Raw genomic sequence first — 13886 nt, 5'->3', positions numbered from 1 at the left:
TATTATGCTTATATTCAAATTAAACCTTTAAAAGAATATCATATATATATAAATAATGCAAGAAAAAAGAAAGACCGTTCGGGTCTTTCAAGACTTTCCTGGTAAATTAATTATTTCTCTTGTTTAGGAATGAAGGAATCTGGAAATCAAACGGATTTTCTTTCTGCGCAGCATCCCCGCCGTTATTACTATTTTTGTTATCACTCCTAGAAATTTTGACTGTTTCGCTTTCTTTTTCTGTTCCACCAAAACCGGTTGCAATGACAGTTATCTTAACAGCATCTCCTACAGTTTCATCTATATTCGCTCCGAATATGATGTTTGCTTCAGGATCTGCAGCTTCCTCAATAAGCTTCGCTGCTTCGTTAACCTCATGTATACCCATATTAACTCCGCCTGTAATGTTTAGCAGCACTCCTCTTGCACCATTTATAGAAGTTTCAAGCAACGGACTTTGTATTGCCTGTTTAACTGCGTTAAGTGCTCTGTTTTCACCTGTTGCCATTCCTATTCCCATATGTGCAAGGCCCTGGCCCGACATTATGGTTTCAACATCAGCAAAATCCAGGTTCATAATTGCAGGTATGGCAATCAAATCTGAAATACCTTGAATACCTTGTCTCAAAACATCATCAGCCAGCGAAAATGCTTCAAGCATAGTTGTTTTTTTATCCGATATTTCTAGAAGTTTATCATTGGGAATAACAACCAATGTATCTATGCTGTCTTTTAATTTCTTAAGTCCCATTTCGGCGTTTTTCATTCTGTTTCTACCTTCAAATATGAAAGGCTTTGTAACAACAGCAACTGTCAGTATTCCCATTTGCTTTGCAATTCCGGCTATGTAAGGTGCAGCTCCGGTTCCTGTTCCGCCTCCCATTCCTGCAGTTATAAAAACCATGTCCGCGCCTTCCACAAGCTCGGCAATGTCCTGTTTATTTTCCTCTGCAGCTTTTTCACCAATTTCCGGCTTGGAACCTGCCCCCAAACCACTGGTTAATTTTTCGCCTATCTGAAATTTTATTTCTGCCTTTGATGTATATAATGCCTGCTTGTCCGTATTTACACTTATAAAAGTAACACCCCTCACACCGGCATCTATCATTCTATTTACAGCATTGTTTCCGCCGCCGCCTACACCTATAACTTTAATATTCGCGAGTCTTTCTGTTGGTTCTTCAAACTGAAACATATATTGACCTCCTAAACAAGAGAAAATTTTTCATATTCGTAATGCTTCTATTATAGCATATACATGTTGAATTTCATATATATTTTTAAATAGTTTACTCATTTTTATTATACTTTTCTAGTATAAAATTAACTAATGCTCTCATATTTTGGTAAATATTGTTGCCAAATGCAAATACTGCGGCTAAATAAATAGGAAGCCCTAACTGTTCTCCCACATATGCAAGCAGCAAACCAAACACTAGATCCGCCAATAAATGCGTTAAACTTTTAACGATTGTTAACTCGCCCTTTGTGTTTAGATTTAGCAAATTAAAAATTGTATTCAAAATTGCCAAGACAGTTATTGAAATATAAACTGCATACTCAGGACTGTATACTAAATTTAAATTCAATCCAACCAGCAGGCCAAGAATAACTCCTGTAACTACATAAATCATTTAATCAACCCCTTATCATTCAGCACTAACCGCATATTTAACTTCATAATTTGTTTCATTGTTTCTTTTATATTTTGGAATCGGAACGTTGTAGCTCATTATAACATCCACCGCCATTCCATATGTGTTTTTCAGATCATAAGCATATGTTCCCTCTTCTGTTACGGCCGTATACAAGTCTTCCATATCTCCAACGGCACTTATAAAGAATGGGGCTGATACTCCTTCTCCGTTAACTTTTATAAGTGGTCCAGCACACACTACTTCCGATATGTTAATAATCCTTTTGCTATTTACAGCTATAGCCTCAGCACCGGCAGCTTTTAAGTCGTTCAGCAAAACTGTAATATCTACATCATGAACAATCTTTTGCATTATATCCAAACTATCGTCTTCAATTGTACTGTCTGAGATCTTAAAATATATTCCCGGTCCTCTAACGTCAGTAAATCCATTATAAAATTTCAATTCTTCAATTTGTGAGCTTATACTTATTATATCGTCTAAATAGCTTTTATTTTCATATCCGTAGATGAATTTTTTTTCATTAATTATTTCTTCTTTGAGGCCTTCAACTACGTTTCTTACATCATTAATATTATTTTCGTATTCATTTAAATCCCTAACTAAATATATTGTGTTTTCATTTACATTTGCATCTACCCCTGAAGCGATAAAAAAAGCTGCAACAAAAGATAATAATGCAATAATATAGGTATTGACTTTAATATCAATCTCCTCCGTTCATAGTATCTTCTTCGCCTGTCACAGGTTCTGCATACTTAAATTCTTTTTCTCCATCAAATCCATTAATAAATATTTCAGGAGAGCTCTCTATTTCAACAGTATATCCTATATTGTTCAACTGACTCACTATTCCTCCGACAAAATTCAATGAAGCCTCTATTGTGTTCGAAAAACCTATCGCTTTTATTTCAAGAGGCAAAACCATGGCAACACCGTTGACATTTATATGGTCAAGAACCGGAACTATTTCTGTGTAGTTTGTATATCTTTGCCCGTTTATTGATATTGCTTCCACTCCTGCATTGTTTAAGTAGCTTATGAGTGCAAGTATGTACTGATGGCTCATTGCAATGCTGTATGGTGAGTCTGGATTTGAATCTATGGTTATAATAGTTCCTTCTCCTTTTACATCATAATAGCCTGACAGTATTTTCTGAGTTTCAAGTTCCTCATTTAGTCTTTGTATTTCAGCTTCTCTTGATTCAAAAAGCTCCTTATTTTCTTCAGACGTTCTTTTAAGTTCATCCAATTCCTCTCTAAGTTGATTCTTCTCAACAGAGAGTCTTGCAAGCTCGTTATTAAGGTTTGACGCTTTCTCTTGAAGAGTGTCACCACCCAATACACTGTTTGTTGTTTGGATCTGCGTCATTAAAATAATTCCCAACACTATACTGATTACAAATAACATTATTTTTTGCCACAATTTACTCATTATTTTCCTCCGCTTTAAAGTCCTCTATATAAACCGGACTATCCCCCTTTGTAAAATCAATCAACCCGTTTGATACAACAAGGTTGTTGTTTAATCTCTCATTTATTATTTTCATTGCAAATACAACTTGATATTTAATGTCTTCATTCAGCTTTATTTTTACACATGTTCCGTATTCCGTTTTTAGCAAAAAACTGTCATCTGAATCAACAGATAATCCTTTTACTGCGTCGGTTCCGAATTCTTCATTTATATAATCAGCCGCACGGAGTATTTCACTTGCGTCATAAACTCCTGCGAATTGAATAGTTTCCCCTATATTGTATAATACATCTGTCAAACTTTCAATAGTTATTAATTCGTTTTTTTCCGGTCCGTTTCTAAGTACTATTCCCTCATCGTCAATTACTATGTACTCGTTATTAAAATGCACCTGATACTTCTCCTGCCTCTCAGAAACCTTAATAAGTATTTTGTCTGGTAGCTCATAAATAACTCTTACACTTTTCACATAGGTTTCTCTGCTGATAATCTCACGTATCTCGCTTCTTTCAACGCTGAAAATCTTCTGCCCTTTTTTTATCTGTGACTTGTCCACTATATAATCACTGTCATAACTCGAATTACCAGATACGCTTATTTCTGCAACATTAAAGTAATCAGTTTCAAAGTACACGTAATAAACACAAAAAATAACAACTACAGCAGCCGTTATAAAAGCTGCTGTACTGACAAATAGCTTTCTAAATTTTCTTCTTTTTTTCTTTCGTTTTTTAGTTATTTTTTCATTTGCCATTACAGTACCTATATTATATTTATACAACAACGCTCACACGCCGTTATTTTTCATCTTTTATTTATGGTTCAATTTGTGTAATTATTACACCTAAATTTTGCAATTTATCTGTAAGCTTTTCATATCCTCTGCTTATGTGATGTATGTTATTAATCTTTGTAGTTCCTTCAGCTCCTAATCCTGCTACAACCAGTGCTGCTCCTCCTCTTAAATCCTTCGCTTCAACTTCTGCTCCGTACAGCTTCTCAACTCCTTCAACCACAGCTGCTCTTCCTATAATTGTAATGTTTGCTCCCATCTTTTGAAGCTCAGGCACATGCTTGAATCTGCTATCGAAAACAGTTTCTTCTATTATTGAAATTCCGTCAGCAACCGACATGGATGACATAAACTGAGCCTGCATGTCTGTCGGAAATCCCGGATACGGCTGTGTAGTCACCTTTTCTATGGCCTTTATTCTACCGTTATTTGAAATAACAATAGTGCCGTGAGTTTCTCTTATCTCACATCCGGCATCTTCATAAATTGAGGTAATTGATTTAAAATGCGACTTTTCAATATTTCTTATGTATATTTTGCTCTTCATCGATGCGGCTGCGCTTAAATAAGTTCCAGCCTCAATTCGGTCGGATATTATCTTATATTCAACAGTGTCAGTATTTTTAATATCTTTTCCTTCTATAATTATTGTACCGGTTCCGGCTCCATACACCGAATAACCGCAGGTATTCAAAAAATTTTGCAAATCCACAATCTCGGGCTCTTTGGCTGGATTATAAATAACCGTATTTCCTGGAGAGCCAACAGCAAAAAGCATTATGTTTTCCGTAGCTCCAACACTTGGATAGTCTAATGAAATTTCACAGCCTTCAGCTTTTTTCACTGTTCCTACCAGCAGCCCGCTTTTCTCAAATATTTCAACTCCCAGCTTCCTTAATCCCTTCAAATGAAGATCAATGGGTCTAAGCCCAATTTCACAACCTCCCGGATATGCAATTTCTACATTACCCGTTCTTTGAAGCACCGCTCCCATTAAAATTATAGATGATCTAATTTTTCTTACAATTTTATCAGGAACTTTGTGTGTGTTAAGCTCTCTGGTATCTATTAATGCGACGCCCTTGTCATATTGAACTTTACACCCCATTGTTCTTAGGATATCAAACATGTCTCTGACATCCTCAATGTCAGGTATATTTTCAAGAAGATACTCTCTCCCGTTTATTACCGTGCTGGCTAAAATAGGAAGAGCAGCATTTTTTGATCCGCCGATATCAACGATTCCTTCCAGGCTGCTACTTCCTTGAATAATAAAACTCCCCATCTTTATCCCTCCGCAACAAGTATTACATGTGGTAATCATAATATATGTTATGCAGCGTTCACTTACTTGTTACTTTTTGGATTTTAAGTTGATTAGTTTAAGCATGGATTCATATATTTTATTTTCAACATCTGTATTTCCCATTTTTTTTGAATTAAGTGACATTGTTCTCAATACACTTTTATTTTCAATAATTTCTTCAATAGCTTTTATTAGCTCACTGCCATTTAAATTCTTCTCTAGAATTACCTTTGCTGCACCAACTTTTTCTAGTGCTCTGGCGTTATACTCCTGGTGATTTTCAGCAGTATACATCTTAGGTATAAGAACAGCCGGAACTCCTGTAACAGTAATTTCCGCAATAGTAATAGCCCCTGCACTCCCTATCACAATATCAGATGCCGATAATGCCGTCGCAGCATCGTACATGTAATCTAATATCTCTATATTATCACCAATATCTATGTTGTCTTCATTAATTTGATCCATAAAGTCACTGTAATGATTTTTGCCGGTAACATGGATAATCCTTATGCCCCTTTTTTTATTATATTTCTTTATTACATCTATTATAGCTTTATTCAAACTCGGCTGTCCACCGCTTCCTCCGAAAGAATAGATCAATATTGTATCCGTTGAAAGATTTAACTTTATTCTTGACTTTTTTCTGTCTGCTGTTAAAATATCCTTGCGCACAGGATTACCAACAAGCACAAGCTTCTTAACTGCATCCTCAGGAAAATATTTTTCAGCTTCATCAAAGCTAATTGCAACAACATCTACTATTTTTGATAAAATTTTATTTGTAATTCCAGGAAATACATTCTGCTCATGAATCATAGTTGGAATTTTCTTCAAGCTTGCCGCAAGAACAACCGGTCCACAGACATATCCTCCAGTACCTACTACAATATCAGGCTTAAACTGATTTATTATTTTTAATGAATCTACTACCCCTTTAGCAGAAGCAAACAATGTTTTAATATTTTCTAAGCTAATCTTTCTTCTTAAATATTTTGCGGATACATATCCAAACTCAAATCCTGCTTTTGGAACCAATTCGCTTTCAAGGCTATTTTTTGTTCCAACATACAATATTTCATTGGATGGATTCTCGTTTTTTATCTTTTGAGCTATTGCAAGTGCAGGATTTATATGACCTCCTGTTCCGCCGCCCGTAATAAGAACTCTCATAAAATTAACCAATCCTTATAATTTGTATATATTTTTTTACACCATAGGTGCAATTATGTTCACATGTTTGCAATTGGCTTTCGCCCATACAATTCTGGAACTCATTGAAAATGACTTATTATCATTTTCAATTTCTATATGTATTTGAAAATTTCGATATATTTAGTAAAATACCCATTGAACACAGCAAGAACATCAATGATGACCCGCCGGCACTTATAAACGGAAGAGCTCTTCCTGTAGGAGGCATTGACGAAGTAGCAACTGCCACGTGAATTAAAAACTGAACCAGCACAAGTGTTGTTAACCCTAAAGCTACTTGACTGCCGTAAAAATCCTCAGTATTCATGGATATTCTCAGCCCTCTCCATGCAAAAACAACAAACGCCAATATTAAAAACACACAACCTATAAACCCAAGTTCTTCTCCTATTATTGAAAATATAAAATCATTATATGCCTCAGGAAGATAAAAAAACTTCTGCCTGCTCTTTCCTATACCCATTCCAAACAAGCCGCCAGTTCCCAAAGCGTATAGTGACTGAATAATCTGCCACCCCTCATTCTGACTATACTCAAATGGATCAAAAAAAACAATTACTCTTGTGATTCTGTACGGCTGCATTGCTATTAATACAGCAACCCCTGCCACAGCGAGCAGAAATAATACAATAAGATGACTTAACCTTGCACCTGCACAAAAAAACATAACCATAAGTGTACCACCCAATATTATAGCAGTACTCAAATCATCTTGCATGGCTATCAAAAGGCAAAACAAACCAATTAATATTAGCGAAGGAAAAAATCCCTTGTTAAGTGATCCCATGTTTTTTCTGTTTTTATTAAAATAGTCAGCCATGTACAAAACACCGCCTATTTTAATTATTTCTGAAGGCTGAAATGTTATACCTCCTACGCTTATCCACCTCTGTGCACCGTTTGAAGCAATTCCCAGCACAACTGTCAGAAGAGCAAACCCTACACATGCAATTAAAATCATTTTATTAAATCTTGCATATATTTTATACGGAATACTTGCAAAAAAAATCATTCCCACAAGACCGATAACCGCGGCTATAACCTGCTTCTTTAAAAAATAAAATGGATCACCATCAAATTTGTAATATCCATCAGGATAACTGGAACTGTAAACCATAAGGAAACCAAAGAGTATCAATACTATAACTATAAAAACTAATACCCAGTCAATAGTCTTCTTACCGGCATTCTTAACTGCTTCCTCCATAATAATTTACCCTCTCCTTAAAATCTCTTCCCCTAACTTCGTAGTTAGGATACATTCCCCAGCTTGCGCATGCAGGAGATAAAACTACATTATCGCCTGTTCTGCTTAAATCAAAGCACTTACGAACTGCCTCATCCATATTTTTTACGTGGTATATATTTTCAAATCCGTATTTTCTTGCGCATGAGTCTATATCTGCAGCCGTCTGCCCCAATAAAACCAAAGCTTTTATTTTATTATCAAACGACTTTATAAATTCATCGTAGGGTGATTTTTTATCATACCCTCCTGCTATCAATATAATAGGCTTTTCTATTCCTTGAATTGCTTTTATAGATGCATCAGGATTAGTTCCTTTTGAGTCATTATAAAACTTAACACCATTAAAGTCTCCGCAAAATTCAAGCCTGTGCTCAACTCCCTTAAATTCCTTAAGCACATAAGCAATTTCTGATTTACCTATGCCTAAGCATAATGCTGCTCCTGCAGCTGCCATAGCATTCTCCAAGTTGTGTTTGCCAGGTATAAAGATATCTTTTATATCAATTATAAAATCAGTTATTCCGTTATGTTTGAAAAACATTTTTTCATTATCAGAATAAATACCTTCATCCAATACTCTCTCTGAGCTAAAAAATATTTTTCGTGCTTTTATCTTATCTGAAAATTCTCTTATATATTTATCTTCATAGTTTAAAACAGCACAATCATTCTCATCCTGGTTTATAACATTTTTAAATTTTGCCTCCATATAGTTTTCCATTGTTTTGTGATAATCTAAATGATCTGGAGTAATATTTGTAATAACACTAACAGAAGGCTTATATTCATATGTTCCTGCAAGTTGAAAACTGCTGACTTCGGCAACTAAAATACTATCTCTATCTGAATTTACAGAATCAAAAAGCATTCCCGATCCTATGTTGCCAGTAACTTTGCACTCCTTACCAGCCGCTTTAACTATTTCCCCAATCAGTGTAGTTGTAGTTGTTTTTCCGTTTGTTCCCGTTATTGAAACTATTTTAGATTCTGCAACCTTGTATGCTGCTTCAATATCACTGATTATTTTAATTTTTTTGTGCAGCAGCCTTTGTATGATAGGTACTTCGTATTTAATTCCGGGACTTTTTATCGCCAGATCCAACATATCCATTTTTATATTTTCTATATTATCTTCTCCGAAAAAATATTCTGCTTTTATGCCTTTCAGTTCATTCATTTTTTCGGATGCCTTTTCAAATGATTCGTCATAAGCATATATGTTAGCTCCAAGCCTGCTTAAACTCTTTACGCATGCAATTCCTGAAACCCCAAGCCCTACAACAAGTATGTTTTTATTTTTCATGTTAGCCTCTCCCAGCCCATTATTATTTTATGTCGCCTATATTGAATAAATTCCTATAAATGCCAGTATCACTGTTGCAATCCAGAATACGCCCACAACTTTCGTTTCTTTCCATCCGCTCATTTCATAATGATGGTGAAGGGGCGCCATTTTAAATATTCTTTTTTTTGTTCTTTTGTAGTGAAGCACCTGAATAATTACCGACAGTGCTTCAGCAAAGTAAATTCCACCTATTATGGGAATAAGCAATATAGTATTGGACAACACGGCAACTGCGGAAACCGCCCCTCCTAAAGCCAATGAACCTGTATCTCCCATAAAAACTTTCGCTGGATTTGCATTGTGCTTTAAAAAACCAAGGCAAGCTCCCGCGACAGCAGCACTTATTATTGAAACTCCTTCAAACACCAAACTTATATCCTTCATGCTGTTTGTTATGAGGCTGAATGTGGCCATTACTATAAGAGTAACACCTGTATTAAGCCCATCTAATCCATCTGTCAAATTTACCGAATTCACTATGCCTACGACTACAAATAATACAAACGGTATATATAAAACACCTAAATCAATATATGCATTTGCAAATGGTATTATGAGTTTTGTTCCGTATGCGCTGTATCTCGAACCGTACATTGCAAGCATTAATGCAAAAATAAACTGACATATGATCTTTTGATAGGCTTTGAGACCTAAATTTCTCTTAAGAACAACCTTTATGTAATCATCTATAAATCCTATAAGTCCAAAACTAACCATAAAAAACAGTCCTGCCCACACTTCTTTTGTATAATATCCACTGGTAAATGTCGCAATTATTACTGCTAAAATAATTATAATGCCTCCCATTGTTGGCGTGCCTGCTTTTGTGTAATGGGATTTAGGCCCCTCCTCCCGGATGCTTTGTCCCACTTTAAGACGCCTTAATATCGGTATTACAACCGGTCCCAAGAACAGTGCAATGAGAAAAGATACAATTATTACTCTGATTATTTGTCCTGCTTCGTGCATTTTTAACTCCTTGTTTTGTTATCTCAGTCCTCTTTTTCGTTCAACCTGAATAATTGCATTTTTTGCAATTGTGCCCTCGTCGTACGGAACTTTTTCTACTCCCATATCCTGATAAGGCTCAGTTGATTTGCCCGCTAACAATATTACATCCTTGCTCTTTGAATTGTCAATAGCGTAATAAATTGCTTTATCTCTTTCTATTATTATTTCATACTTACCGTTATATTTTTTCACCCCAGTTGCAATTTCCGAACATATTTCATAAGGATCTTCAAAGCGCGGATTATCTGACGTCAGGATGCTTAGGTCACAATACTTTCCCGCTATTTCTCCCATTGGTGCACGCCTCGCGGAATCTCTTTCTCCTCCCGCTCCGAACATCACAATTTTCCTTCCTTCTGCAAATTCATTTATTGTTTCCATAACTTTTTGCAGTCCATCAGGTGTATGGGCGAAATCTAGTACAATTATACAGTCAAGATTATTTTCAATCATTTCAAATCTTCCCGTTACTCCCTTTATATTAGCTAGGCCTTCAATTATTTTATCAATATCTGCTCCCAATGCATAAGCTGCTCCTAATGCTCCTATGGAATTCAGCACACTGAATTTTCCGGGTGTATTGACATGAACTTTCTTAACAGTTCCGCAGATATTCAAATCAAACGAAGTGCCTTTCATGGTTGTTTTTAAATTTGACGCTTTTATATCTGCATCATTTTCTATACCTACAGAAACTGCATTGATTCCATCTTCTTTAAGCTCCTTGTAAAGTCTCAGTCCGTAGGGATCATCCACATTTATAATATTATTAATTTTAGTTATGTAAAAGAGCTTCTTCTTAGCTTGGTAATAATTCTCCATTGTCTTATGAAAATCAAGGTGATCTCGGGTAAGGTTAGTGAAAATTCCAACATCAATATTAATATCATCAATTCTGTTCAACTCAAGAGCATGAGAAGACACCTCGATAAAACAATGATCAACATTTTTTTGTACCATTTTTGCAAAGTATTTTTGTAAGTCTGAAGCTTCCGGAGTCGTATTGTCAACCTTTACCTTTTCATTCTCTACCAATACTCCAATGGTTCCTATTATTCCGGATTTATCTCCCAGGTAGTCATAGATTCCCTTTAATAGGTATGTGGTACTTGTTTTCCCATTAGTTCCGGTAACTGCAGAAATGTTAAGTTTTTCCGAAGGATTCCCGTATATAATGTTAGCCGCTGACGCCAGAGTTCTTCTGGGATCATTAACACATATAAAATTACCTAATGTGAGGCTGTTGTCAGGAACTTCGGCGCATATTACTGTTGATGCTCCGTTTTTTAGCGCATCAGGTATATACTTGTGACCGTCTGAAGTATAGCCTTTAATTGCAACGAAGACATCACCGCCGGAAACTTTTCTTGAATCATTTGTAATTCCTCTTATTGTAGTATTTTCATCTCCCGAAAAGCTTTCATAATCTATTTGCTGAAGAAGGCTTTTAATATCCATTTGTTTGCTCCCTTTATTTAATTGTATGTTATTATATGCAATTTTATCATAATTAAAATTCAAATACAATAAACAGAATTGTTATAATAATTGGTACTTTTCCATATATTTCAACTAATAGAATGTGAAGTATTTAACATATAGACTGCATTGCCATAAAATTTGAAAAAAGGAACGCAATAATAATGCGTTCCGCCGCTATTAAGATGTATTTTATTTTGCCAGGCGAAGCCAAATAATTTTTTAATTTAAAATTAATGTTATCATAGAATGCTTAGCTACCTTTTCGCCAGCCTTAGGGAATTGAGATTTTACAATTCTGTCAGCCTCTACTTCGATTGTTATATTACTTTCAAGCCCAGCATGTATAAGCTTATCTGTTGCCTCGGCAATTGTAAGTCCAAGAAGACTTGGCACTTCAACAGTCTGAGCTTCAACCTTTCCTAATTCCTCTTCAGTATAAATAGGTTCAACATCATAATATTTCATGATATTTTCAATCAAGTCCGCTGCAACAGGACCTGCTACAATACTTCCGTAATATCCTATACTTCTGTCCGGCTCATCAACCATTACCAATACTACCGCTTTTGGATTGTCAACAGGTGCCACCCCTATAAATGAGGATATAAATTTGCCGTCTACATACTTGCCATCGATAACTTTTTGCGCTGTACCTGATTTCCCACCTATTCGGTAACCTGCTCTATATGCCTGCTTTGTACCAGCCTCTGCTGAATCTTTCATAATCGAAAGCATAGTCTTTGAAGTTTCCTCTGAAATAACTTTTCTTCTTAATACAGGATCAAAGTTCTCAACTACATTGCCGTCTTCATCAATGATTTGTTTAACTATCCTGGGTTCCATAAGGTTTCCGCCGTTTGCAATTGCCGCAACTGCCGTAACTAGCTGTATGGGAGAAACCGCGACCCCCTGCCCGAATGATTGCGTTACTACATCTACATCTTTCATATATGAGGGTTTTTTGAGTAAACCAAGAGCTTCTCCGTTTAATTTAATTCCTGATTTTTCTTCAAGACCAAAAGCTTTAAGATACTTAAAAAATGCATCCTTTCCAATATCCAGACCTATCTCTGCCAAGGCATCATTACAAGAGTTTTGTATTGCCTCGGATAGTGTCTGCTGCCCGTGAGGGCGGTAATATCTCCAGCATTTAATGTTTTCTCCCGGAATCTGTCTGACAAATCCGTCGCAGAAGTATGTTGACTGAAGAGTTGCAGCATTTTCTTCAAGCGCTATTGCTGTAGTCAAAAGCTTGAATGTGGACCCGGGCTCATATATATCATTAACAGCAGGATTTCTCCACATGTCATACCAAGCTTTCATCAAATCTTCACTAGAAAGCTGATCCCACTCTTGTTTGATCATTTCATCAAGAGGCTCTTTAGGATTATTTGGGTCATAATCCGGTTTTGAACTCATTGCAAGGATATCTCCGTTATTTGGGTCCATCGCTATTATAGTAGCCCTCTTGGCATTATAATCCTTCAGTACTTTTTGCGCCGCTGATTCCGCATAGTGTTGAATTACTTCATCTATTGTAACCACGACTCCAAGTCCGTCCTTGGGTTCATAGTATTCATTATACCCGAATGGCAGTTCTCTGCCGGATGCGTCTGTGTTTACAACTGTCCTTCCGGGGATGCCCGTCAAATATTCATTGAATGTAGCTTCCACACCGTATTGACCATCCTGATCGGTATTTGTAAATCCAAGCACATACGGAGCAAAATTTCCGTATGGATATACTCGTTTATTATCTTCAATTACAGTTATTCCGCTCAATTCAGCTTCTCTTATTTTTTGCGCCTGTTCGTCTGTTATCCACCTTTTTAAAATAACGGATGAATAATCAGCTGTTATTTTTTTTAGAACATCTTCATAATCCATTTCTAAAATTTCCGATAAAATCTTAGCTGTTTCTTCAGGTGATTTAGTATTTATCGGAATTGACTCCGCTGCAGTGGATTTACCCGACCCAAACATTGATTTGTTCATTTTTTTGAGAATCGATGTTATGAACCCTCCTGCTTCATCTTCTTCTGATTCCTTTTCTTTTTCACTCGACTGCATGCCTTTCTTCACATCCGCTGGTATACAAGTCACAGTGCTTGAATTTACACTTACTGCAAGTTTTTTCCCTCTCGCATCATATATTGTTCCTCTTTTTGCACTTATTGTAATATCCCTGGACCAATTTTCCATGGCCTGCTTTTTATACTCTTCACCATGAATGATCTGAATAAACCCTAATCTTACTACCAGTGCAATCGTAGCTAAAAAAAAGCAAAGCAAAAATACCAACATTCTTCTTTTATTTTGAAGGTTAGTAATGCTTTTCACCCGTCTTTTCATA

12 protein-coding genes are annotated in these 13886 nt (G+C 36.0%); all 12 read right to left on the bottom strand.

Features of this window, described 5'->3' with window-relative positions; all coding sequences use genetic code 11:
* Nucleotides 1–106: 106 nt before the first annotated feature.
* Nucleotides 107–1192 (bottom strand): cell division protein FtsZ, encoded by a 1086-nt coding sequence (gene ftsZ / locus ACS3UD_RS02610; RefSeq protein WP_308137886.1) that lies wholly within the window; start codon nucleotides 1190–1192, stop codon nucleotides 107–109.
* Between the two features lie 94 nt (nucleotides 1193–1286).
* Nucleotides 1287–1631, bottom strand: coding sequence for a DUF1290 domain-containing protein (locus ACS3UD_RS02605; protein WP_308137887.1), 345 nt, complete (start codon nucleotides 1629–1631; stop codon nucleotides 1287–1289).
* A gap of 15 nt (nucleotides 1632–1646) precedes the next feature.
* Complete coding sequence (locus ACS3UD_RS02600) at nucleotides 1647–2099, bottom strand: DUF881 domain-containing protein (RefSeq protein WP_308137888.1); 453 nt, start codon at nucleotides 2097–2099, stop codon at nucleotides 1647–1649.
* A gap of 262 nt (nucleotides 2100–2361) precedes the next feature.
* Nucleotides 2362–3090: a DUF881 domain-containing protein gene (locus ACS3UD_RS02595; RefSeq protein ID WP_308137889.1), complete on the bottom strand. Its 729-nt coding sequence runs from the start codon at nucleotides 3088–3090 to the stop codon at nucleotides 2362–2364.
* Nucleotides 3083–3913 carry a cell division protein FtsQ/DivIB gene (locus ACS3UD_RS02590; RefSeq protein WP_308137890.1) on the bottom strand — a complete coding sequence of 277 codons (831 nt, stop codon included), beginning with the start codon at nucleotides 3911–3913 and terminating at the stop codon, nucleotides 3083–3085. The genes ACS3UD_RS02595 and ACS3UD_RS02590 overlap by 8 nt, the downstream gene beginning before the upstream one ends.
* Nucleotides 3914–3947: 34 nt before the next feature.
* The gene (gene murA / locus ACS3UD_RS02585) at nucleotides 3948–5210 is read right to left on the bottom strand and encodes a UDP-N-acetylglucosamine 1-carboxyvinyltransferase (RefSeq protein WP_308137891.1); all 1263 of its coding nucleotides are present in this window, start codon (nucleotides 5208–5210) and stop codon (nucleotides 3948–3950) included.
* Between the two features lie 69 nt (nucleotides 5211–5279).
* Entirely contained in the window at nucleotides 5280–6404 is a 1125-nt protein-coding gene (murG, locus tag ACS3UD_RS02580) for an undecaprenyldiphospho-muramoylpentapeptide beta-N-acetylglucosaminyltransferase (protein WP_308137892.1), read from the bottom strand.
* A gap of 127 nt (nucleotides 6405–6531) precedes the next feature.
* The gene (ftsW, locus tag ACS3UD_RS02575) at nucleotides 6532–7653 is read right to left on the bottom strand and encodes a putative lipid II flippase FtsW (RefSeq protein ID WP_308137893.1); all 1122 of its coding nucleotides are present in this window, start codon (nucleotides 7651–7653) and stop codon (nucleotides 6532–6534) included.
* Nucleotides 7637–8998 carry a UDP-N-acetylmuramoyl-L-alanine--D-glutamate ligase gene (gene murD / locus ACS3UD_RS02570; protein WP_308137894.1) on the bottom strand — a complete coding sequence of 454 codons (1362 nt, stop codon included), beginning with the start codon at nucleotides 8996–8998 and terminating at the stop codon, nucleotides 7637–7639. The genes ftsW and murD overlap by 17 nt, the downstream gene beginning before the upstream one ends.
* 36 nt (nucleotides 8999–9034) lie before the next feature.
* Nucleotides 9035–10009: a phospho-N-acetylmuramoyl-pentapeptide-transferase gene (gene mraY, locus ACS3UD_RS02565; protein WP_308137895.1), complete on the bottom strand. Its 975-nt coding sequence runs from the start codon at nucleotides 10007–10009 to the stop codon at nucleotides 9035–9037.
* Nucleotides 10010–10027: 18 nt separating this feature from the next.
* The gene (locus ACS3UD_RS02560; protein WP_308137896.1) at nucleotides 10028–11509 is read right to left on the bottom strand and encodes a UDP-N-acetylmuramoyl-L-alanyl-D-glutamate--2,6-diaminopimelate ligase; all 1482 of its coding nucleotides are present in this window, start codon (nucleotides 11507–11509) and stop codon (nucleotides 10028–10030) included.
* 243 nt (nucleotides 11510–11752) lie between these two features.
* Entirely contained in the window at nucleotides 11753–13885 is a 2133-nt protein-coding gene (locus ACS3UD_RS02555; RefSeq protein WP_308137897.1) for a penicillin-binding transpeptidase domain-containing protein, read from the bottom strand.
* Between the last annotated feature and the right edge of the window lies 1 nt (nucleotide 13886).

Origin of the sequence: Sedimentibacter sp. LTW-03, assembly GCF_052059825.1 — a bacterium.
Taxonomy (GTDB): Bacteria; Bacillota; Clostridia; order Tissierellales; family Sedimentibacteraceae; genus Sedimentibacter.
This window is presented reverse-complemented; position numbering and strand designations above follow the sequence as displayed.

What these genes read in the sequence shown, in the direction of transcription:
- ACS3UD_RS02605 (WP_308137887.1), bottom strand. Translation starts at nt 1,631, where the DNA reads ATGATTTATGTAGTTACAGGAGTTATTCTTGGCCTGCTGGTTGGATTG.
- murA (WP_308137891.1), bottom strand. Translation starts at nt 5,210, where the DNA reads ATGGGGAGTTTTATTATTCAAGGAAGTAGCAGCCTGGAAGGAATCGTT.
- ftsW (WP_308137893.1), bottom strand. Translation starts at nt 7,653, where the DNA reads ATGGAGGAAGCAGTTAAGAATGCCGGTAAGAAGACTATTGACTGGGTA.
- ACS3UD_RS02560 (WP_308137896.1), bottom strand. Translation starts at nt 11,509, where the DNA reads ATGGATATTAAAAGCCTTCTTCAGCAAATAGATTATGAAAGCTTTTCG.
- murD (WP_308137894.1), bottom strand. Translation starts at nt 8,998, where the DNA reads ATGAAAAATAAAAACATACTTGTTGTAGGGCTTGGGGTTTCAGGAATT.
- ftsZ (WP_308137886.1), bottom strand. Translation starts at nt 1,192, where the DNA reads ATGTTTCAGTTTGAAGAACCAACAGAAAGACTCGCGAATATTAAAGTT.
- mraY (WP_308137895.1), bottom strand. Translation starts at nt 10,009, where the DNA reads ATGCACGAAGCAGGACAAATAATCAGAGTAATAATTGTATCTTTTCTC.
- ACS3UD_RS02555 (WP_308137897.1), bottom strand. Translation starts at nt 13,885, where the DNA reads ATGAAAAGACGGGTGAAAAGCATTACTAACCTTCAAAATAAAAGAAGA.
- murG (WP_308137892.1), bottom strand. Translation starts at nt 6,404, where the DNA reads ATGAGAGTTCTTATTACGGGCGGCGGAACAGGAGGTCATATAAATCCT.
- ACS3UD_RS02595 (WP_308137889.1), bottom strand. Translation starts at nt 3,090, where the DNA reads ATGAGTAAATTGTGGCAAAAAATAATGTTATTTGTAATCAGTATAGTG.